Source organism: Bradyrhizobium sp. SZCCHNRI20481 (genome assembly GCF_032485055.1).
In the GTDB taxonomy this organism is placed as follows: domain Bacteria; phylum Pseudomonadota; class Alphaproteobacteria; order Rhizobiales; family Xanthobacteraceae; genus Bradyrhizobium.
Genome location: NZ_JAUEUE010000003.1, coordinates 415,035 through 436,712, shown reverse-complemented (window position 1 = coordinate 436,712; position 21,678 = coordinate 415,035). Strand labels below are relative to the sequence as shown.

At 67.3% G+C, this 21,678-nt stretch carries 18 protein-coding genes; 11 read left to right on the top strand and 7 right to left on the bottom strand.

Annotation, left to right across the window (positions count from 1 at the left end; translation table 11 throughout):
• Nucleotides 1-21: 21 nt before the first annotated feature.
• Nucleotides 22-1,101, bottom strand: coding sequence for a 4-oxalomesaconate tautomerase (locus QX132_RS06720; RefSeq protein ID WP_316160495.1), 1,080 nt, complete (start codon nt 1,099-1,101; stop codon nt 22-24).
• Between the two features lie 103 nt (nt 1,102-1,204).
• Here QX132_RS06720 and QX132_RS06715 point away from each other — a divergent pair, with 103 nt between their 5' ends.
• Entirely contained in the window at nt 1,205-2,104 is a 900-nt protein-coding gene (locus tag QX132_RS06715; protein ID WP_315738715.1) for a LysR family transcriptional regulator, read from the top strand.
• Between the two features lie 38 nt (nt 2,105-2,142).
• On the opposite strand, the gene QX132_RS06710 is transcribed toward QX132_RS06715, so the two are convergent.
• Genes QX132_RS06710 through QX132_RS06690 form a run of 5 tightly spaced genes read right to left on the bottom strand, consistent with a single transcriptional unit; the run spans nt 2,143 to nt 5,693 of the window.
• The gene (locus QX132_RS06710; RefSeq protein WP_316160493.1) at nt 2,143-2,919 is read right to left on the bottom strand and encodes a TSUP family transporter; all 777 of its coding nucleotides are present in this window, start codon (nt 2,917-2,919) and stop codon (nt 2,143-2,145) included.
• On the bottom strand, nt 2,916-4,166 hold the full coding sequence (locus tag QX132_RS06705) for a CCA tRNA nucleotidyltransferase (RefSeq protein WP_315738353.1): 1,251 nt from the start codon (nt 4,164-4,166) through the stop codon (nt 2,916-2,918). The genes QX132_RS06710 and QX132_RS06705 overlap by 4 nt, the downstream gene beginning before the upstream one ends.
• Nucleotides 4,163-4,426, bottom strand: a complete 264-nt coding sequence (locus tag QX132_RS06700) for a DUF6111 family protein (protein WP_315776140.1) — start codon at nt 4,424-4,426, stop codon at nt 4,163-4,165. Before QX132_RS06700 ends, QX132_RS06705 begins: the two co-directional genes overlap by 4 nt.
• Entirely contained in the window at nt 4,423-5,082 is a 660-nt protein-coding gene (locus tag QX132_RS06695; RefSeq protein WP_409997670.1) for a CoA pyrophosphatase, read from the bottom strand. Before QX132_RS06695 ends, QX132_RS06700 begins: the two co-directional genes overlap by 4 nt.
• 8 nt (nt 5,083-5,090) lie before the next feature.
• The gene (locus tag QX132_RS06690) at nt 5,091-5,693 is read right to left on the bottom strand and encodes a DUF1285 domain-containing protein (RefSeq protein ID WP_315785698.1); all 603 of its coding nucleotides are present in this window, start codon (nt 5,691-5,693) and stop codon (nt 5,091-5,093) included.
• Between the two features lie 264 nt (nt 5,694-5,957).
• On the opposite strand from QX132_RS06690, the gene QX132_RS06685 reads away from it, so the two are divergent.
• The 6 genes from QX132_RS06685 (at nt 5,958) to QX132_RS06660 (ending at nt 15,983) form a co-directional block, all read left to right on the top strand.
• Nucleotides 5,958-6,956 (top strand): MoxR family ATPase, encoded by a 999-nt coding sequence (locus QX132_RS06685; protein WP_315738357.1) that lies wholly within the window; start codon nt 5,958-5,960, stop codon nt 6,954-6,956.
• Complete coding sequence (locus QX132_RS06680; protein ID WP_315776137.1) at nt 6,956-7,912, top strand: DUF58 domain-containing protein; 957 nt, start codon at nt 6,956-6,958, stop codon at nt 7,910-7,912. Before QX132_RS06685 ends, QX132_RS06680 begins: the two co-directional genes overlap by 1 nt.
• Nucleotides 7,909-10,731, top strand: coding sequence for a DUF4159 domain-containing protein (locus QX132_RS06675; RefSeq protein WP_316160490.1), 2,823 nt, complete (start codon nt 7,909-7,911; stop codon nt 10,729-10,731). The genes QX132_RS06680 and QX132_RS06675 overlap by 4 nt, the downstream gene beginning before the upstream one ends.
• A 142-nt stretch (nt 10,732-10,873) precedes the next feature.
• Nucleotides 10,874-12,937: a hypothetical protein gene (locus tag QX132_RS06670; protein WP_316160489.1), complete on the top strand. Its 2,064-nt coding sequence runs from the start codon at nt 10,874-10,876 to the stop codon at nt 12,935-12,937.
• 190 nt (nt 12,938-13,127) lie between these two features.
• Nucleotides 13,128-13,499, top strand: a complete 372-nt coding sequence (locus QX132_RS06665) for a DUF2946 family protein (RefSeq protein WP_315738361.1) — start codon at nt 13,128-13,130, stop codon at nt 13,497-13,499.
• Between the two features lie 162 nt (nt 13,500-13,661).
• Nucleotides 13,662-15,983, top strand: a complete 2,322-nt coding sequence (locus tag QX132_RS06660) for a TonB-dependent receptor (RefSeq protein WP_316160521.1) — start codon at nt 13,662-13,664, stop codon at nt 15,981-15,983.
• Between the two features lie 134 nt (nt 15,984-16,117).
• Here QX132_RS06660 and QX132_RS06655 read toward each other — a convergent pair whose 3' ends face one another.
• The gene (locus QX132_RS06655) at nt 16,118-16,630 is read right to left on the bottom strand and encodes an N-acetyltransferase (protein WP_315757014.1); all 513 of its coding nucleotides are present in this window, start codon (nt 16,628-16,630) and stop codon (nt 16,118-16,120) included.
• A 248-nt stretch (nt 16,631-16,878) separates the two neighbouring features.
• On the opposite strand from QX132_RS06655, the gene QX132_RS06650 reads away from it, so the two are divergent.
• The 4 genes from QX132_RS06650 (at nt 16,879) to QX132_RS06635 (ending at nt 21,669) form a co-directional block, all read left to right on the top strand.
• On the top strand, nt 16,879-18,279 hold the full coding sequence (locus QX132_RS06650; RefSeq protein ID WP_316160487.1) for an ethanolamine ammonia-lyase subunit EutB: 1,401 nt from the start codon (nt 16,879-16,881) through the stop codon (nt 18,277-18,279).
• The gene (gene eutC / locus QX132_RS06645) at nt 18,276-19,058 is read left to right on the top strand and encodes an ethanolamine ammonia-lyase subunit EutC (RefSeq protein WP_316160485.1); all 783 of its coding nucleotides are present in this window, start codon (nt 18,276-18,278) and stop codon (nt 19,056-19,058) included. Before QX132_RS06650 ends, eutC begins: the two co-directional genes overlap by 4 nt.
• On the top strand, nt 19,051-20,457 hold the full coding sequence (gene eat / locus QX132_RS06640; RefSeq protein ID WP_315773435.1) for an ethanolamine permease: 1,407 nt from the start codon (nt 19,051-19,053) through the stop codon (nt 20,455-20,457). The genes eutC and eat overlap by 8 nt, the downstream gene beginning before the upstream one ends.
• Nucleotides 20,458-20,607: 150 nt before the next feature.
• A complete protein-coding gene (locus tag QX132_RS06635) occupies nt 20,608-21,669 on the top strand; it encodes an AraC family transcriptional regulator (RefSeq protein WP_315776133.1) in 1,062 nt (353 codons plus the stop codon).
• Nucleotides 21,670-21,678: the final 9 nt, after the last annotated feature.

Here is a 21,678-nt window from a genome sequence, read left to right as displayed (position 1 = left end):
GAGTCCGGACGGCGCGTGCGCTCAGGCGGCGTGTACCATCCGTGTCGTGGGTTTTGCGAACACGCAGCCTTCGAACAGCCTGCGGGCGGTCCGCAAAATCCCAGCCACGATCCGGCCATCGCGCTCCTGCAGCTTGACGTCGATATGGCCCATCGGGTGCTCGATGCCGATGACCGCAGGCGCGACCTGCAGCCCAGCGAGGCGCGCGCTCACCGTGTCCGCCACGATCAGCGAGGTGGCGATGCCGACGGCGCCGGTGGTGGCAAGCGACGGGTGGCAATCGTGCGGCATGAAATAGCGGGCCGACACGTGGCCGCCGTGCACCGCGGGGGCGAGCAGCACCGGCTTGGGAATGACACGGTCGCGGACGTCGCCGAGTCCCATGCGCCCGCCGGCCGCCACGCGCAGCCGCTCGAGCCGCTCCAGCAGCGCCGCGTTCGCACTCAACGCGGCGGCGCTCTCATAGCCGGTCACGCCGAGATCCTCCGCACGCACGATCATCATCGGCATCGCGCAGTCGATCAGCGTGACGTCGACATCGTCGATCGTCTCATTGGCCTCGCCGGTCGGAAACATCTCGTCCATCCGGTTGGCCGCATCGAGAAAGGTGAGCGCAATCGGCGCCGCTCGCCCTGGGACACCGTCGATCGACGCGTCGCCGAGATACGACACTTTGCCGTTGGGGGTCGGCACCTCGGCCTCGATCAACTGGCGCGTATTGACGTTGTGGATGCGGACCAGCGTCGCCGGACCTTTCGCCGGCACCAGCCCCGCCTCGATGGCGAAAGGTCCGACCGCGGCAAGCATGTTGCCGCAATTGGGCGAGGTGTCGACCAGTTGCTGATCGATCCGCACCTGCGCGAACAGATAATCCACGTCGGCGCCGGGCACGCTGGCCGGCCCGACGATGGCGACCTTGCTCGTGACCGGATTGCCGCCGCCGATGCCGTCGATCTGCAGCGGATGACCGGAGCCCATGACCGAGAGCAGAATCTCATCTCGCCGGGCCGGATCGCTCGGCAGGTCCGACGCCAGGAAAAAGGGCCCCTTCGACGTTCCGCCTCGCATCAGGACGCACGGTATCGAGATCAGATCGTTCATGCCGGCCTCAGTTATGTCAATTTCGTATCAATCTACGTTACTGTTGCGTATACTGAGCTAAGATCGATCTTTGAAATGCAAAGAATTGCGGTATTGATGCATGATTAATATCAATTGTGAGATCCTAGACCTCCGGGCCTTCCTGAGCGTCTCCGATCTGGAGAGCTTTCATCGGGCCGCCGAGGCCCTGAACCTCTCGCAGCCGGCATTGAGCCGGCGCATCCAGAAGCTGGAGGGCGCGATCGGCGCGCCGCTCCTGGAGCGCACGACGCGTCACGTCGCGCTGACGGCGCTCGGCGCCGAGCTGGTGCCGCTCGTGCGGCGTATGATCGAGGAGTTCGACGGCTCGCTGTTTGCTGTGCGCGACAGCGGCCTCAATCGCGGAGGCCTCGTCACCATCGCCTGCCTGCCGACCGCGGCGTTCTACTTCCTGCCGTCGGTCATCCGCGAGTTCAACGATCAATATCCCAACATCCGCTTTCGCATTCTCGACCTGCCTGCCACCGATGGGCTGCAGGCCGTCGAGCGTGGCGAGGTCGAGTTCGGCATCAACCTGATGGGAGCATCGGACCCCGAGCTGATCTTCGATCGTCTGGTCGAGGATCCCTTCGTGCTCGCCGCGCGCAAGGATCACCCGCTCGCCGCGATGGCGACGGTCGGCTGGGGCGATCTCGAGCCCTACCCTCTGATCACCGTCCACCGGTCCAGCGGCAACCGGACCCTGCTCGATGCCGCGCTCGCCAAATCAGCGATCAAGCTGCGCTGGTTCTACGAGGTGACGCATCTCTCCACGTCGCTTGGACTCGTCGAGGCTGGGCTTGGCATCTCGGTTCTTCCGAAGATGGCGACACCGCAGAGCGATCATCCCTTCCTCGTCACGCGCCCCATCCTCAATCCCGAGATCTCACGCACCATCGGCGTCGTGCGCCGCAGAACCGGCACGATGTCGCCTGCGGCGGAGCGTTTCCTGAAGATGCTGATCGGCCGCTGGGGGCGGACGTAGAGGCCGAGCAGCACAGCAGGTAGCCTGACGCCGAAGGGCTATCCCGCCGGCAGCAGGTGCCGCAGCGCCGACGCGATCATCACGCCGCCGCCGGTGATCACGGCGGCGTCGAGGATGGCGGCGTGGATGTGCACCGGCATGCGGGCGACGAAGGCCTTGGCGAGGAACGCGCCCGGCACCGCGACCGCGCCGATCAGGAGCGCGAAGGCCAGCACCTGCGCCGTGACCACGCCGGCCAAACCAAACACCGAGATCTTGATGACGCCCGTCGCCACCGAGATCATCGCGTCGGTGGCGATGACGGCGGCGCCTTCCAGGCCCGCCGCCATCAGCAGCGACAGCAAGATCACGCCGGAGCCGGAGGTGCCGCCGACCAGCACGCCATAACCGACTGCTCCGGCGGCAAGGCCGCCATTGCCGATCCTGACCTCGCGCTTGCGCAGGATCCGCCGCAGCGGGACGCTCATGATCAGCATGGTGCCGATCACGAACGCCGCGCCGGCATTGGTCAGTCGCGTGTAGCCGTAGGCGCCGAGCGCCGTCGTGAGCGCGGCTGCCGCGATGACGATCACGGCGCGCGTGCGGTCGGCGTGGCTGATGTAGGCGGCGACGCGGCTGAGGTTGGTGAGGATCGCCGAGATCGCGATGATCGGCACGACGGGTTCGGCGCCGACCATTGGCACCAGCACGAGCGGCATGAGAGCGCCGGTGCCGTAGCCGGCGAGACCACCGATGATGGAAGCAAAGAGAGCGACGGAAGCGACGAGCAGGAGTTGCAGGAGCGAGATGTCGGCAAAGCCTGCCAGAAAATTCATGAACGTCCGTCGCGGTTGACACGCGCCGCCGCCTGATCGGCGATCGCGTTCAGCGATGCCTCGTCGAGCGGAAAGTCCGCCGCGAGCCAAGCATCCTCTGCGAGGGTGAGCACATGACCGAGAAGCGGTCCCTCCGCAACCCCGCGCGCGATGAAATCGGCCGCCTTCAACGGCAATTTCGGCGGCGTGAAGCGCTGCGGCAACAGCGCACGCTCGCGCCAGCGCCGGTCGTCGCGATCGCGCGCCCGCGCCCAGCCGAGCATCAGGCGGTCGCGATAGACGGTCTCGCCGAGACGATACAGCAGACGCCGGACTCGCGCCTCATCGGCGGAAGCGAACCGCCACCAGCGATGGCCCATGCCGTCCAGCGCCTTGGTCTCGGCATTGGAGAGCTTCAGTCTGACGCCGAGACGGCGCGCATCCTCGGTCACGGCGACCGCGAGCGCCGCGAGACGGCGGACCGCGCTCGGCGAAAGCTCCAGCTCGCGCTCGATGCCGATCATCGCGGCAAACGGACCGAGATAGGCGACGCCGCCGAGGATCGCCGTCAGCAACCCGCCATCGGCCATCGCCGTGACCGCGCCGACCGCGCCGTCGGTGACGAGCAGTTTCAGCATCTCCATGCGCACCCGCTCGGCGGACAATGCGGCGAGGCCGGCGCGGCCGGCGATGCAGGCCAGATAGCCCTCGCGGTCGGGGACGCCGTGGCCGAATGCCGAATGGATGCGGAAGAAGCGCAGGATGCGCAGATAATCCTCGGCGATGCGCTGGGCGGGATCGCCGATGAAGCGCACGCGGCGTTGGGCGATGTCGGCGAGACCACCGACGTGATCATGCACCACGCCGTCCGGCCCGACGGACAGCGCATTGATGGTGAAGTCGCGCCGGTGCGCGTCGCCGACCCAGTCGCGGCCGAACTCGACCTTGGCCTTGCGGCCGAAGGTCTCGGTGTCCTCGCGCAGGGTCGTGACCTCGAATGGATGCCCCTCGAGCACGAGGGTCACGGTGCCATGGTCGATGCCGGTCGGCACGCTCTTGATCGACGCCGCCTTGGCGCGCCGGAGCACCTCCGCCGGCAGCGCCGTGGTCGCGATGTCGATGTCGCCGATGGCGATGCCGAGCAGCGCATTGCGCACGGCGCCGCCGACCACCCGCGCCTCCTCGCCGTCGCAATTGAGCAGCGCGAGCACGCGCGCGGCGGGACCGGACGAGAGCCAGGGCGCATGCAGCACCCGCGCGCCGATCATTTCTCGACCCCTGGAACGAGCCTGCCGTTCTCGACATGAGCGGGGATATAGGTCGAACGCGGCGGCGCGCCGGAGAACTCGGCGAGCAGGACCAGACTTGCAATCACCAACACCAGCGCCGCCACCGTCAATTTTGTGATCAGATGAAAGGGCCAGTTGACAGGCACCAACAGCCCCGATTTGGTCGCGAGCAAAAACAACACATAAACCGCAAAAGGAATGAGGAAAATTCCGATTTCCGTCAACACGCCACGGATCATGGCTGACAGACCCGCTCGTACAAGACCCGAAGGATGCCCGCTGTAGCGCCCCATATGTAGCGCTCGGCGAACGGCATCGCGTAATACAAGCGCTCCATGCCGCGAAACTCCTTGGAATGCAGCTGATGATTGGCGGGGTCCATCAGGAAGGCCAGCGGCACCTCGAAGGCGTCGTCGACCTCGCCCTCGTTGATCTTGAGCGTGAATCCGGGCCGCACCCGCGCCACCGTGGGCAGGATGCGGAAGCCGAAGGCGGTGCCGTAGACGTCGAGATAGCCGATCGGGTCGACGAAGCTGCGGTCGAGCCCGACCTCCTCTTCGGCCTCGCGCAGGGCGGCATCGAGCGGCGAGGCATCGGTGACGTCTATCTTGCCGCCGGGAAAGGCGATCTGCCCGGCATGGCTCGAGAGGTTCGGCGAGCGCTGGGTCAAAAGGACCGTCGGCTCGGGATGGTCGACCACCGGGATCAGCACCGCCGCGGGGCGGATGGGCTGCTCGCGGGAGATGATCTCGAGCATGCGGTCGGTGCCGGAATCTCCGCTGGCCGGAATGACATCCGGATCGAGCAGGGCCTGCGGAACGTCGAAGCGCAACCGCGCGCGGCCCCGCGCGAAGAAATCGGCTGAACTGAGCCCAGCGGTCCCGTTCCTCACCATGGGCTGGTTCAAAGCGCCGCCCTCACCTGTTCTGCATCGGCCATGGGGAAGAACGCGCCGCCCGACCCCACGCCGAACATGACACGCCCATCGATCATCCGCTCCTCACCCATGTCAACAAGCTCGTAGTAGAGCGCCCGCGTCACCTTGGCCCAGAGATCGGCTCGCACATGCAGATAGGGCGTCAGGCCGCCGCTCTCGCCAGGCTCGAAGCGCAGCCGGTGCTCGGCATCGCACGCGACCCAGTCGTCGACATTGGTGCGGAAATGCAGCAGCGGTCCGCGCGCATCGCTCTCCGTCCGCATTTCTACGGCCGTGAAGGGGGCATCATCGACGCGGATGCCGACCTTCTCCACCGGAGTGACCAGGAAATAGCGATCACCCTCGCGCTTGAGGATCGTCGAGAACAGCCGCACCAGCGCAGGCCGCCCGATTGGCGTGCCCATGTAGTACCAGCTACCATCACCGGCGATTCGCATGTCGAGATCGCCGCAGAATGGCGGATTCCACAAATGCACCGGCGGCAGTCCCTTTGCGGATGTGCCAGCCTGCGTTGCCGCCGACGTCAGCCGATCGAGTCCGTTGTCGGTGGTCTGCCCTTGCTTCGCCATGGTTTGCCTTGAGTTTGCGTCCACCTTGGCACGATTGGTGCAAGATTCCATCGCCGTCGTCTGTGCAAAAGTTCCTGGCGGCCCTGCAGGTCATGTAAGGTCGCCATAACGTGATGCCGTCAATACCCCGTAATGCCGATAATATGGGGATAGTTTAACTCAACGAATACAGCGCCTTCGCATAGGTTGGCATCCGTGTCCCGGCAAACTGGAGCGGAACGTCCGTCCGAAAGTTCAAGATGCGGGGCAGAAGGAGCGATGGGAATGGCTGAGAGTGCCGAGAAGCTCGAGGATGCGATCGTCCGGTCGGCCGAACAGGTCTCCGGCCAGATCCGAGCGGCAAAGGATGCGATCTCCAGCGTCATCTTCGGCCAGGACCGCGTGGTGGAAAACACGCTGGTGACCATCCTGTCCGGTGGCCACGCGCTGCTGATCGGCGTCCCCGGCCTCGCCAAGACCAAGCTGGTCGAGACCTTGGGCGTGACGCTCGGCCTCGATGCCAAACGCATCCAGTTCACGCCGGACCTGATGCCGTCGGACATTCTCGGCGCCGAGGTGCTCGACGAGAGCGCCGGCGGCAAGCGCTCGTTCCGCTTCATCGCCGGCCCGGTGTTCGCGCAACTGCTGATGGCGGATGAGATCAACCGCGCCAGCCCGCGCACGCAGTCGGCATTGCTGCAAGCCATGCAGGAGCAGCACATCACGGTTGCAGGCGCCCGTCATGACCTGCCGAAGCCCTTCCACGTGCTCGCGACCCAGAATCCGCTGGAGCAGGAAGGAACCTATCCGCTTCCCGAAGCCCAGCTCGACCGCTTCCTGATGGAGATCGACGTCGACTATCCCGATCGCGACGCCGAGCGCCGCATCCTGTTCGAGACCACCGGTGCCGAAGAGAGCGGCGCCAAGGCCGCGATGACCGCAGACGCGCTGATCGCTGCGCAGCGGCTGGTACGCCGGCTGCCGGTCGGCGATTCCGTGGTCGAGGCGATCCTGTCGCTGGTGCGGTCCGCCCGCCCCGGCCCGGAGGCCGGCGACGCCGGCAAGCTGATCGCCTGGGGCCCGGGTCCGCGCGCCAGTCAATCATTGATGCTCGCGGTGCGCGCCCGCGCCTTGCTCGACGGCCGCCTCGCTCCCTCGATCGACGACGTGCTCGATCTCGCCGAGCCCGTGCTCAAGCACCGCATGGCGCTCACCTTCCCGGCCCGCGCCGAGGGACGCACCATTCCGGACGTGATCCGGCAACTGAAGAGCCGGATTGGCTGATGGCCGCAGCGACAGGGCACGCCGACAAGGAGATTCTCGCAATCCGGCGTGCCGATGGCGAAAGCCGGACGCTGGCGTCGTCGCTGCCGCGGCTGGTGCTCGAAGCGCGCCAGATCGCCGCCAATGTGATCCATGGTCTGCATGGCCGTCGCCGCGCCGGCTCCGGCGAAAGCTTCTGGCAGTACCGCCGCTTCGTCTCCGGTGAGCCGTCGCAGCGCGTCGACTGGCGCCGCTCCGCGCGCGACGATCATCTCTACGTCCGTGAGCAGGAATGGGAGGCCGCGCACACCGTGTGGATCTGGCCGGACCGCTCGCCGTCGATGGCGTTCGCGTCGAAGGGCGCCCGCGACAGCAAGCTCGAGCGCGCCCTGATCGTGACCTTCGCCCTGGCCGAGTTGCTGGTGGCCGGCGGCGAACGCGTCGGCATTCCCGGCCTGATCAATCCGACCGGGAGCCGCAACGTGATCGACCGCATCGCGCAGGCGATGCTGCATGATGAGACGATCAGGCCGAGCCTGCCGCCCTCCTTCGTGCCGTCCGCGCTCGCCGAGATCGTCGTGCTGTCGGATTTCTGGTCGCCGATCTCCGAGATCAGCACCATGCTCGCCGGCCTGTCCGCGTCGGGTGCGCACGGCACGATGGTCCAGGTCGTCGATCCCGCCGAGGAGACCTTCCCCTATTCCGGCCGCGTCGAGTTCGTCGAGCCGGAGGGCGGCGAGGTCATCACGGCCGGCCGCGCCGAGAGCTGGGCGCAGGACTACGTCGCCCGCGTGGCGCTGCACCGCGACCAGATCCGCGCCGAGACCGGCAAGCTCGACTGGCTGTTCACAACCCACACCACCAGCCGCTCGGCCGCCGAGCTGCTGCTGTTCCTGCATGCCGGTATGACCACGGCCAAAGGTAGCGCGCGCGGCGGCGTCAAAGTGGGCGCTGGCCCCGGAGGGCTCGGCGCATGATGGGCCTGCCGCTGTCGTTCGCCGAACCCTTGCTGCTGACCGGGCTCATCAGCCTGCCGGTGCTGTGGTGGCTGCTGCGGGTGATGCCGCCGCGGCCGCGCCGCATCGAGTTTCCGCCGACCCGGCTCTTGTTCGACATCACGCCCAAGGAAGAGACGCCGTCGCGCTCGCCCTGGTGGCTGACCCTGCTGCGGCTGATCGCGGCGGCGCTGGTGATCTTCGCCGCGGCCGGTCCGATCTGGAATCCGCGCACCGAGGCCGTCGGCAGCAAGGCGCCGCTTGTGCTTTTGCTCGACGACAGCTGGAGCGCAGCCGCAAGCTGGGACACGCGCATCAGGGCCGCCGACGAGATCATCGCCAATGCCGATGCCGACCGGCGCGGCGTCGCGCTGGTGCCGCTGTCCGAGCCCACGCGCGACCTGACCTTGATGCCGGCTGGCGCTGCACGCGTCGCGCTGCGCCAGATCGCGCCCAAGGCCTACACGACCGAGCGCGCCGATGCGCTGCCGCAGCTCGATCGCTTCCTGAAAGCGACCGGCGATGCCGAGATCATGTGGTTCTCCGACGGCGTCGATCCCGGCCGCGGCAGCGAGTTTGTCACCGGCCTTGCCAAGACCATCGGCGATCGCAGCCTGACGGTGTTCGAAGGCGGCACCCTGTCGCCGCTGGCGCTTGCGGGCGCCGAGAACGCCGCGGCCAAGATGACCGTGAAGGTGCTGCGCGCCGATCTCTCGGTTCCGGGCGGCATTGTGCGCGCGCTCGACGCCAAGGGCTCGCCGCTCGGCGAAGCGCAGTTCGGCTTCGCCGCCGGTGCGCACGACGCCGAGGCGAGCTTCGATCTTCCGGTCGAGCTGCGCAATGACATCACCCGGCTCGAGATCGCCGGCGAGCGCTCCGCAGGCGCCGTGCAACTGCTCGACAAGCGCTGGCGGCGGCGTGCGGTCGGCATCGTCTCCGGCGCCACCAGCGACACCGCGCAACCGCTGCTCGCGCCGACCTTCTATCTGACGCGCGCGCTGGCGCCGTTCGCCGATCTCCGCCTCGGTGATCGCGGCGCTCCGCAGCAGGTCATCACGCAGTTCCTCGACCAGAAGGTGCCGATGATCGTGATGGCCGACGTCGGCACGCTGTCGCCGGAGCTGCGCGACCGTCTCAACGGCTGGATCGAGAATGGCGGCGTGCTGGTGCGCTTCGCCGGCCCGCGCCTGGCGCAGGGCGACGACGATCTCGTGCCGGTCAAGCTGCGCCGCGGCGGCCGCACCCTGGGCGGCAGCCTGACCTGGGAGAAGCCGCAACACCTGGCCGCGTTCGCTGCCGACGGCCCGTTCGCCGGCATCACCGTCCCGAAGGACGTGACGGTCAATCGCCAGGTCCTCGCCGAGCCCGACGCCGTGCTGGCGACCAAGAGCTGGGCCTCGCTGGAGGACGGCACGCCGCTCGTCACCGGCGAGCATCGCGGCAAGGGCCTGATCGCGCTGTTCCATGTCAGCGCCGACATGCGCTGGTCCGATCTGCCGATGTCAGGCGCGATGGTCGAGATGCTCCGCCGCATCGTCGACATGTCCGGCTACACCTCGACGCCGGGCCCTGGTCCCGCGGGTGAGACCGCCAAGGCCACGCTGGCGCCGCTGCACATCCTCGACGGCTTCGGCGCCTTCGGACCGCCGCCTTCGACCGCCAAGCCGCTGCCGGCCGATTTCAACGACCGGGCTTCGCTGGATCATCCACCCGGATTCTATGGCCCAGCCGAGGGACCCACCGCAGTGAACACGCTCAGCCCCGCCGATCGCATTCTGCAGCTCGACACGTCGACGCTGCGCGCCAAGCGTGCCAGCTACACCTCCGCCGAGCCGCGCGATCTCCGGGGCATCCTGCTGTCGACCGCACTGCTGCTGTTCCTGATCGACGCGGTCATCGTCGCCCTGCTCGGCGGCGTGCTGGCCTCGCTCGCGCGGTGGCGGCGTGCAGCGCCCGCGTCCATCGCGCTTGCGGTGCTTGCAACCGGCGCCCTGCTCGCGGTCGCGATGCCGACGGCCGCGCGCGCCGACGCCGCCAGCGACGATTTCGCCATGCGCGCGGTGTCGCAGACGCGGCTTGCCTATGTCGTGACCGGCAATGCCGACGTCGATTCGATCGTCAAGGCCGGCCTGACCGGACTGACCCTGTTCCTGGCGCAGCGCACGGCGCTCGAAGCCGGCGACCCCGTCGGCATCGATCCTGCGCATGACGAGCTCGCCTTCTTCCCGCTGATCTACTGGCCGATCGTGCCGGGCACGCCGAAGCCGCCGCAGGACGCGATCAACAAGATCGACGCCTACATGAAGCAGGGCGGCACGGTGATCTTCGATACCCGCGATGCAGTCGAGGCGCCCCCGGGCGAGAACGGCGCGCAGCAGACCCCGGGCATGCAGTCGCTGCGCGAGATTCTGTCGTCGCTCGACGTCCCCGAGCTCGAGCCGGTGCCGCGCGAGCACGTGCTGACCAAGACGTTCTACCTGCTGCGCGACTTCCCCGGTCGCTTCACCGCAGGCCAGACCTGGGTCGAGGCGCTGCCGAAAGACGAGGACGAGGACAGCGCCTCGCGTCCGGCGCGCGGCGGCGACGGCGTCTCACCGATCATCATCACCTCCAACGACCTCGCCGGCGCCTGGGCCATCCGCCCCGACGGCCAGGCCATGCTGCCGATGGTTCCCGGCGAGCCGCGGCAGCGCGAATTCGCCTTCCGCGCCGGCGTCAACATCGTGATGTACACGCTGACCGGCAACTACAAGGCCGACCAGGTGCACGCGCCGGCACTGATCGAACGGCTTGGGCAGTGATGACAATAGCCACGCGCAGCCGCGCCAAAACCTCCGTCGTCACGCCCGGCCTTGAGCCGGGCATCCACGCCCCTCTTTTCCGAGGGCATGACGTGGATGGCCGGGACAAGCCCGGCCATGACGAAGCCAGCGAGTTTGCCTCATGAACTACGGCATCGCGTTCACGCCTCTGGTTCCGACGATCGTGCTGTGGCTCGCGATCGGTGCGATCGTCGTCATCGCCGCGCTGCTCCTGCTCGGCCGCTCGCGCTCGGCCTGGATCCGCGTCACCGCGCTCGCTTTGATCGCGCTGGCGCTCGCCAATCCGCAGTTCACGCGCGAGGACCGCGAGCCGCTAAGCTCGGTCGCCGCCGTCGTCGTCGACAAGAGCCCGAGCCAGAATTTCGGTGACCGCAACAAGCAGACCCAGGCGGCCCAGGAGTCGCTGGTCGACAGCTTGAAGAAGATCAAGGGCCTCGAGGTCCGCGTGGTCGATGCCGGTCAGGCCGATGGCGAGACCGACGGCACGCATCTGTTCAGCGCGCTGACCTCGGCGCTGTCGGACGTCCCGGTCGATCGGGTCGCGGGCGCCTTCCTGATCACGGATGGCCGCGTCCACGACATTCCCGGCAACGTTGCCGCGCTCGGCTTCCAGGCTCCGCTGCAGGCCCTGATCACGGGCCAGAAGGCCGAGCGCGACCGCCGCGTCGCGATCACCGCCGCCCCGCGCTTCGGTATCGTCGGCCAGCCGCAGACCATCAGCTTCCGGCTCGACGACCAGGGCGTCAGCGGCGCCAGCGCCAAGGTCGTGATCCGGCGCGACGGCGAGGTCATCAGCGAGCGCACCTTGACCAGCGGCCAGGCCGCCAATGTCGACGTCGACATCAAGCACGAAGGCCAGAACATCGTCGAGATCGAGGCCTCGCCGCTCGACAACGAGCTGACCCTCGTCAACAACCGCGCCGTGGTCTCGATCGATGGCGTCCGCGACAAGCTGCGCGTGCTGCTGGTGTCGGGCGAGCCGCATTCGGGCGAACGCACCTGGCGCAACCTGTTGAAGTCGGACGCCAGCATCGATCTCGTCCACTTCACCATCCTGCGGCCGCCGGAGAAGCAGGACGGCACCCCGATCAACGAGCTGTCGCTGATCGCGTTTCCGACCCGCGAGCTGTTCCAGCAGAAGATCAACGAATTCCAATTGATCATCTTCGACCGCTACGCCCGGCAGGGCGTGTTGCCGATCGCCTATTTCGACAACATCGCGCGCTACGTCCGCAATGGCGGCGCGGTGCTGGTCTCGGCCGGGCCGGACTACGCCTCCAACACCAGCATCTGGCGCACACCGCTCGATTCGGTGCTGCCCGCCGAGCCGGTCGGCGTCACCGAGAAGCCCTTCTATGCGCATCTATCTGACGCCGGCAAACGCCATCCGGTTACGCGCGGCCTCGAGGGCTCGGGCTCCGAGCCGCCGCGCTGGAGCCGCTTCTTCCGCACCGTCGAGACGCGTAATGCGGTCAGTCCGCCGGTCATGACCGGCGCCGACGGCAAGCCGCTCCTGCTGCTGTCGCGCTTCGGCGCCGGCCGCGTCGCTCTGCTGCTGTCCGACCACATCTGGCTGTGGGCACGCGGCTACGAAGGCGGCGGACCGCATCTCGATCTGCTCAGGCGGATGTCGCACTGGCTGATGCAGCAGCCTGATCTCGACGAGGAAGCGCTGCGGCTGCAGATTCAAGGCAAGGATCTCGCCGTCATCCGCCAGACGATGGGCGACACCGTCCCGCCGGTGACCGTGACCTCGCCGTCCGGCACCACGCGCGAGCTCACTCTGAGCCAGGGCGATCCCGGCGAATGGCGCGCGACCCTGCCCGCCAACGAGCTCGGCCTGTGGCAGGCGACCGACGGCACGCTGAAGGCGCTGATCAATGTCGGCCCGACCAATCCGAAGGAATTCTCCGAGGTCACCTCGACCACCGAAACCCTGAAGCCGCTGGCACAGGCGACCGGCGGCGACGCCCGCCGCATCGCCGACGGATCCGGCATCGACTTGCCGCGCATCGTCCCGGTGAGGTCATCGACCTTGTTCAGCGGCGACGGCTGGATGGGCGTGCGGATGCGCGACGCCAGCGTGGTCAAGGGCGTCGGCGTGCTGCCGATGTTCGCCGGCGTGATCGGCCTGCTGCTGCTGCTCGGCGCACTCGCCGCAACCTGGGTGCGCGAGGGTCGTTAGCCTCGAAGGATACGAGCCCGCGCGACGTGGCGCGAAGGGCACAGCGACGGGGATTTCATCCGCCGTCGCAGTACACTGATTGACAGCTGTGAAGCCCCCCTGCGATGTTACAATGTAACAACGGCTGAGCCTCTCAGCCGAACGGGGTGGCCTATTCACATGAGCCAGATCACATGAGCCAGAGCTGGCGATGAGCTGGTTTCGCGCGAACATCAAAGATGTCTCGCGGCTCGCGCTGTTGGCGCTGGTGCTGCAATTCGCGCTCGCGTTCGGCCATGTTCATTGGCTCTCCACGCAGAGCCTGGACGGCAGTCGTATCACGACCGCACAGGCCCATACCGGCTCCTCTCCCGCAAGCCAGGACCCCGACCAGCAGCCCTCCGCTGATGGCTGCGCCATCTGCGCCGTCATGGCGATGGCGCAATCGATCCTGCTGTCACCGACGCCCGTTCTGACGCCTCCTGAAGCGGTGGCATTTCGTCTGCCCGATGCGATCACCGCCACTGTCGCGGCTGTTGTCGTCGACACCGCCTTCCAGCCGCGCGCTCCTCCCATCGCCTGATCTGAACCGCTCGAAACGCCGCCACGGTTGCGCTCACGCGCACGGCGGCCGCGTGCAGGAATGGGTCCGTCGCAAGCCGACGGCAGGCGCATCCCGCCAGCAACGAAAGACGTGGGACGCCTGATCAGGATCAGGAATTGAACGATGTTGTCGAGAGCCTTGATGTCGGGCTGCAGCGCCGCAGCCATGTTGTGCGTTTTGGGTGCGCCCGCGCGCGCTGACGATCCGAAGCCGGCGGCCGAGTTGCCCGAGGTCAACGTGACAGCGCCGAGCCCGATACGGGCACGGAAGCCGGTGGTGCCGCGGCCCAATCCTACCGCGCGCGTCGCGCGCGGGCCCCGTGCGCCGACGCCAGCGCGAGAAGCACAATCAGCGCCACCGCCGCCGCAACAGGGTGTGCTGCCTGTCGTCACCGACCAGTTCGCAACCGTCACCGTGGTGCCGAACGAGGAGCTTCGCCGCTCCGGCGCCGCCACGCTCGGCGACCTTCTCAATTCGAAACCCGGCATTACCGGATCGAGCTTCGCGCCGGGCGCCTCGAGCCGGCCGATCATCCGCGGCCTCGACGTCAACCGCGTCGGTATCGTCGAGAACGGCATCGGCGGCGGCGGTGCGTCCGATCTCGGCGAAGATCATTTCGTGCCGATCGATCCGCTCACCAGCGACCAGATCGAGGTCGTTCGCGGCCCCGCGGCGCTGCGCTACGGCTCCACCTCGATCGGCGGCGTCGTCAGCGCCACCAACAACCGCATTCCGCAGGCCCTGCCGACCTGTTCGACCGCGCCGTTTCAGACCTATGGCCTGCCGGCGAGCGCGCCGGCCGCGGGCAGCGCGCCTTGCGTCACCGCGGAAACGCGCACCTCGTTCAGCTCGGTCGACCGCGGCGTCGAGGGCGGCGTGCTGCTCGATGCCGGCGGCGGCAACTTCGCACTTCATGCCGATGCCTACGGCCGCAAGACCGGCGACTATTCGATTCCGGGCTACCCCTATCTGTTCGACCAGACCCGCCCGGTGAACGGCCGGCAGCCGAACTCCGCCGTGCAGAACGATGGCGCCTCGATCGGCGGCAGCTATTTCTTCACCGGCGGCTTCATCGGCGCGGCGATCCAGCAGACCGATGCGCTCTACCACATCCCCGGCATCGACGGCGCCGACAGCCGGACCCGGATCGACGCACACCAGACCAAGATCACCGCCAAGGGCGAGTATCGCCCGGACTCCGCGGCGATCGATGCGATCCGATTCTGGGCCGGCGCGACAGACTATCGGCACAATGAGCTCGGCCTTGCAGCCGTCACCGACCCGACCACCGATGGCGTGCGCCAGACCTTCACCAATCGCGAGCAGGAAGCGCGCGTCGAGATGCAGATGATGCCCGTCAATCTGCGCTTCGCCACGCTGACGACCGCCTATGGCGTGCAGGCCGGGCACCAGGAGCTGAATGCGCCGAGCCCCGACAACCCCGGCTCGGTGTTCAACGGCCTGTTCGGCCCCAACACCAACAATCGCGTCGCCGGCTATGTCTTCAATGAGCTCGCCTTCTCGCCCTCGACCAAGGCGCAGGTCGCTGGCCGGATCGAGCACGTCGCGCTGAACGGCTCCACACCGAACTTTCCGGTCGACTATCTGCCGGACGGTACGCCACAAGCCAACATCGCCCGCAATCCGTCGTACACGCCGAAGAGCGCGAGCGTCGGCCTGTTGCAGAACCTGCCGGGCGATCTGGTGGCGAGCGTGACCGCGCAATATGTCGAGCGCGCACCGAAGCCAGCCGAGCTGTTCTCGCGCGGCGGCCATGATGCGACCGCAACCTTCGACATCGGTAATCCGAACCTGACCATCGAGACGGCCAAAACCGTCGAGGCCGGGCTGCGCAAGGCCACTGGCCCGTTCCGCTTCGAAGCCACGGCCTACTACACGCAGTTCAGCAACTTCATCTATCGCCGGCTGACCGGCGTGATGTGCGACGACGATTTCGCGTCCTGCGGCACCACGGGCACCGCGCTTACCCAAGCAGTCTACTCGCAGCGCAACGCGCTGTTCCGCGGCTTCGAGTTCCAGAGCCAGTTCGATGTCGCTCCGCTCGGCAGCGGCATCTGGGGCATCGAGAACCAGTTCGACGTCGTCCGCGCCACCTTCTCCGACGGCACCAACGTGCCGCGGATTCCGCCGATGCGCGTCGGCGGCGGCCTGTTCTGGCGCGATGCCAACTGGCTGACCCGCATCAACCTGCTGCACGCCTTCGCCCAGAACGACATCGCGCCGATCGCGGAGACTCCGACGCCGGGCTACAACCTGTTGAAGGCGGAGGTCAGCTACCGCACCAAGCTCAATCCGAACATGTTCGGCGCGCGCGAGATGCTGGTCGGCCTCGTCGGCAACAATCTGTTGAACGAGAAGATCCGCAACTCGGTCTCCTACACCAAGGACGAGGTGCTACTGCCCGGCATCGGCGTGCGGATCTTTGCCAATCTCAAGTTCTGATTGCGAGCTCAGGGGGGCGTGAAACGCGACAACCCCCTTCCTTCGTCATTGCGAGGAGCGAAGCGACGAAGCAATCCAGACTTCTCTTGGGGCTCTGGATTGCTTCGCTTCGCCGCTTCGCTCGCAATGACGACCTACCTGGCGTAGTCCCAGTCAGGACGGATCGCGCCCTCGACGTCCTCGAACGCGCCGTCGACGAGCTCGTTCACCAGCAGCCGGTTGTAGTCGACCGGGCCCGGCATGATCGCCCGGCCTTTCGGCACCGGCTTGAACCCGACACGGCTGTAGTAGGCGGCGTCGCCGACCAGCAAAATCAAGCGATGGCCCTGCGCCCGCGCGTCCGCGATCGAGCGCTCCATCAGCATGCGGCCTATGCCGTGCTTGCGGAACGGCGGCTCGACCGTCAGCGGCCCGAGCATCAGCGCCTTGGTGTCGCCGACGCAGATCGGGAGCTGCCGCACCGAGCCGACCAGCAAAGTGCCGATATGGGCGGTGAACGACAGCGCGAGCAGATGATCGACATGCTCGCGCAGTCGATAGGCACTCAGCACGAAGCGGCCGGGGCCGAAGGTGCGCTCATGCAGCCGCTCGATCGCCTGCGCGTCGCCCGGCTTCTCGGCGGAGATCGTAATGGACAGGTCACTCATGTGGGGTGGCGAGATAGCATTCTGGAGCGGCGCGGTCCATGGCAGGCCGTCCACGTGTTGACAGCATTCGCCCGCCCCGGGGTCGCCAATGCCAATTTTCTGAGCATTCGCGTGGCATGACCGAAGATTGTGCTAAGATGTCAAGTTTCCGGAGCCGCCCTCGCTTAACCTGCCTCAGGTCATGAGCGTTGTGGTCGCCGTCGCGGCCGCTGGGACCGCTCTGACGCAGCACGAGCGGCAGGTCGAAGATGACGGGTGCGTTCCGGTCGCGCCATCGCGGCGAAACTCATGTGTTCGATGATCTCAAGACGCTGTTGGCCTGCGCCTCGCCGCGCCGGTCCGGCGATGAGCTGGCTGGCCTCGCAGCCGACAGCGCCGCGCGACGGGTGGCCGCGCGGATGGCGCTCGCTGACGTGCCGCTGCGGCGTTTCCTCGACGAGCCGCTAATTCCCTATGAGAGCGACGAGGTCACGCGCCTCATCCTCGACAGCCACGATGCCGCCGCATTCGCGCCCGTCGCGTCGCTGACCGTCGGCGAATTGCGCGAATGGCTGATGTCCTGGGAGGCGGACGCTGACCGGCTGGCCGCCCTCGCGCCGGGCCTGACGCCGGAGATGGTGGCCGCGGTCTCCAAGCTCTGCGGCAATGGCGATCTCGTCGCTGTCGCCGCCAAATGCCGGGTCGTGACCCGCCTCCGCTCCACGATCGGCTTGGAGGGGCGGCTGTCGTCGCGGCTGCAGCCGAACGATCCGACCGACGATCCCCGGGCGATCGCCGCAGGCACGCTCGATGGCCTGCTGTTCGGCATGGGCGATGCGGTGATCGGCATCAATCCCGCGACCGACAATGTCGAGGCCTGCATCCGCCTGCTCACGATGCTCGATGATCTCAGGCTCAAATTCGAGGTGCCGACGCAGTCCTGCGTGCTGAGCCACGTCACGACCTCGATCCAGGCGATAGAGAAAGGCGCGCCGCTCGATCTCGTCTTCCAGTCGATCGCCGGCACCGAGGCTGCCAATGCCGGCTTCGGCGTGACCCTGGCGCTGCTGGCCGAGGCGCAGGACGCAGCCTTGTCGCTGAAGCGCGGCACGATCGGCAACAACGTCATGTATTTCGAGACCGGCCAGGGCGCGGCGCTGTCGGCCGAGGCTCATCACGGCCTCGATCAGCAGACCGTCGAGGCCCGCGCCTACGCGGTGGCGCGCGCCTTCTCGCCGCTGCTGGTCAACACCGTGGTCGGCTTCATCGGTCCCGAATACCTCTACGACGCGAAGGAGATCATCCGCGCCGGGCTGGAGGATCATTTCTGCGCCAAGCTGCTCGGCGTGCCCATGGGCTGCGATGTCTGCTACACCAACCATGCCGAGGCCGATCAGGACGACATGGACGATCTGGCGCTGCTGCTTGCGGCGGCCAACGTCAATTTCCTGATCGCCGTGCCCGGCGCCGACGACATCATGCTGAACTATCAGAGCCTGTCGCATCACGACGTGATGCGGCTGCGGCATCTGCTCGGCCGCCGCCCGGCGCCGGAGTTCGAGGCCTGGCTGGCGCGGATGGGCCTGCTCGACAGCAGCGGCCGCATGCCGCCGCTGCCCGGCAGAGCGCCGGCCGTGGCCCGGCTGATCGGCCATGGAGCGCGGGCATGAGGGACGATCCGTTCGACCTGCTGCGCGGGATGACGCGCGCCCGCGTCGCCCTCGGCCGCTCCGGCGACGGGCTTCCGACCGCAGCGAAGCTGGAATTCCAGATGGCGCATGCGCTCGCGCGCGATGCCGTATGGGGCCGCGTCAATTTCGACGGCATCGCCGACGCGCTCGCGCCGCGCGAGGTGATCAAGGTCGCGAGCGCAGCGCCGGACCGCGCCAGCTATCTGCGCCGGCCCGACCTCGGGCGTCGCCTGGCCGCGGAGGATGCCGCCAGGCTAACATCCGGTCCGTATGATCTCGTCTTCATCATTGCCGACGGGCTGTCGGCGGATGCGGTCGAAAGCCATGCCGCCGCTGTCGTGATCGCCACCGAGGCGCGTCTGACGGGCCTGTCTATCGGCCCGATCGTGCTGGCTTCGCAGGCGCGCGTGGCGCTGGGTGACGCTGTCGGCGCCGCGATGCGCGCCCGGCTGGTGGCGGTCCTGATCGGCGAGCGTCCGGGTCTGTCGGCGGCGGATTCCCTGGGTGTGTATCTGACACTGCACCCTGCCCCTGGCCTGCGCGACAGCGCGCGCAACTGCATCTCCAACATTCACCACCATGGGCTGTCGGCCGAGCGCGCCGCCGACAAGCTGGCCTGGCTGGCGCGCGAGGCGCTGCGGATCGGCGTCACCGGCATCGGCCTCAAGGAGGCGGCGCCGGACGCCGCGATCGAGACGACCACACCGTCATCACAAATCACCCATCACAAACAGACAGGAGCGACTGGACATGAGTGACGAGACCAAACCGACGCTTTCGAAGAGCCTGACCGGACTCCATCTCTGGGGCATCGCGGTCGGGCTCGTCATCTCCGGCGAATATTTCGGCTGGAGCTATGGTTGGGACAAGGCCGGCACGCTCGGCTTCCTCGTCACCACGATCTTCATCGCGGTGATGTATACGACCTTCATCTTCTCCTTCACCGAGCTCACCACCGCGATCCCGCATGCCGGTGGTCCGTTCGCCTATTCCTACCGTGCCTTCGGCCCGCTCGGCGGCTTCGTCGCCGGCTTTGCGACACTGATCGAATTCGTGTTCGCACCGCCTGCCATCGCGCTCGCCATCGGCGCCTATCTCAACGTCCAGTTTCCGGCGCTGTCGCCCAAAACCGCCGCGCTCGGCGCCTATGTGGTGTTCATGGCCCTCAACATCGCGGGCGTATCGATCGCAGCGACGTTCGAGCTGTTCGTCACGGTCCTGGCGATTGGCGAGCTCCTGGTGTTCATGGGCGTCGTGTCGCCCGGTTTTTCCTTCGCCAATTTCACCGCCAACGGCTGGGCCGGTGAGAATTCGTTCTCGCTGGCGAGCATCGGCGGCATCGTCGCAGCGATCCCCTTCGCGATCTGGTTCTTCCTGGCGATCGAAGGTGCCGCCATGGCCGCGGAGGAGACCAGGAATCCGACGAGGACCGTTCCTCGCGCCTACATTGCCGGCATCCTGACGCTCGTCGTGCTCGCCTTCGGCACCATGATCATGGCCGGCGGCGTCGGCGACTGGGCGAAGCTCGCCAACATCAACGATCCCTTGCCGCAGGCGATGAAGATCGTCGTCGGCGAGAACTCCGGCTGGCTGCACATGCTGGTGTGGATCGGCCTGTTCGGTCTGATCGCCTCGTTCCACGGCATCATCATGGGCTATTCGCGGCAGATCTTCGCACTGTCGCGCGCCGGCTTCCTGCCGGCCAAGCTCGCCGCACTGCATCCGACCTGCCGCACGCCGCATTGGGCGATCTTGGCCGGCGGCGTGATCGGCATCGCCGCGATCTACTCCGACGAGCTCATCCAGTTCGCCGGACAGACGCTGACGGCGAACATCGTCACCATGAGCGTGTTCGGCGCGCTCGTGATGTACATCATGAGCATGGCCGCTCTCTTCCGCCTGCGCGCCACCGAGCCCAATCTTATCAGGCCGTTCAAGGCGCCGCTCTATCCGGTGCTCCCGGCCGTGGCGCTGGTGTGTGCGACGCTCTCGCTGCTCACGATGATTTGGTTCAACCTGCAGGTGTTCGCAGCCTTCGTGGTGCTGTTCGCCGCCGGTCTGCTGCTCTATCGTCTGACGGCCGGCAAGCGCGGCAACGCGGCGAATGACGATCTGCTCGACATCGCTTTGACCGAGGCCCGCGCCATGGCCGACTGATCCGCCAGGGCCCGCGAGATCCAGGATCGAGGCAAGCCCTCCGCGTTCCTTGCGCGGAGGGCTTTATCGATAGCCCGCTTCGGCAGGCACGTGACTTGCATAACTACGAGGTGTCAACCGACGGCGTACGTCCTCAAAGGCGAGGATTTCATGGCACAGCCTCTTGCAGCCGAACGCGAGCATCCGCGCGACCGCAGCCGGAACATTCTGGCCGCTGCTGCGACCGGTGTCGCTGATTTCATCGCCCTGACGGGAGGCCGTCCGGAAGCGGTATTCGAACGGGTGGGCATCGATGCCGAATGCCTCGGCCAGACCCGCCGCGCGCTCGACCTCGCCGACTATGTCGCGATGATGGAAGACGCCGCGCAGGAGACCGGCAACGACAATTTCGGACTGTGGTTCGGCCAGCGCTACCAGCCGCAGATGCTCGGCCTGATCGGCGAGATCGCGCTGTCCGCGCCGACGCTCGGTTCGGCGATCGAGCATCTCGCGCTGTGGTTTCCCTGGCATCAGCAGGCCACCGAGACCCGCCTCGCCCGCAAGGACGGCTTTCTCCACCTCGAATATCGCATCCTCGACGGCTCGATCGTCGATCGCCGGCAGGATGCCGAATTGACCATGGGCATGTTCGCGAACGTCTTCCGCGCGTGCCTGCCATCGGGCTGGGCGCCTGACATGGTGCTGTTCGAGCATGCCCGGCCGGCCGCCTGGCGCGATCATGAGGCAGCCTTCGATGCCGACGTCGGATGGTCGCAAGGCACCAATGCGCTGGTGTTTCGCGACCGCGGCCTGGACCGCGCCATGCCAGGGGCCGATCTGTCACGCCTGCAGCGGCTCACGACCGATCTTGCCAGTGTCGCCGGCTCGTGCGGCACGCCGGCGTTCCTCGATCTGGTCCGCGGCGAGATCAGGCGGCGGCTGTCGGCCGGCGCGCTGCATCTCGAGGAGGTCGCCGACGCGCTGTCGACCACGCCGTGGACGTTGCAGCGCCGGCTTGCCGAGTTCGGCGCCACCTTCTCCGACCTCGTCGAGGCGACCCGGCTCGACCTCGCCCGCCACTATCTGCGCCAAGCGCATCTGCCGCTCGGCGACGTCGCCTTCCTGCTCGGCTATTCCGAGGCGTCCGCGTTCTCCCGTGCCTTCGCGCGCTGGAGCGGCTGCAGCCCGCGGCAGTGGCGCCAACGGTCATTGCAGGCGACGGCTCGCAGCTAGCGCCACGCC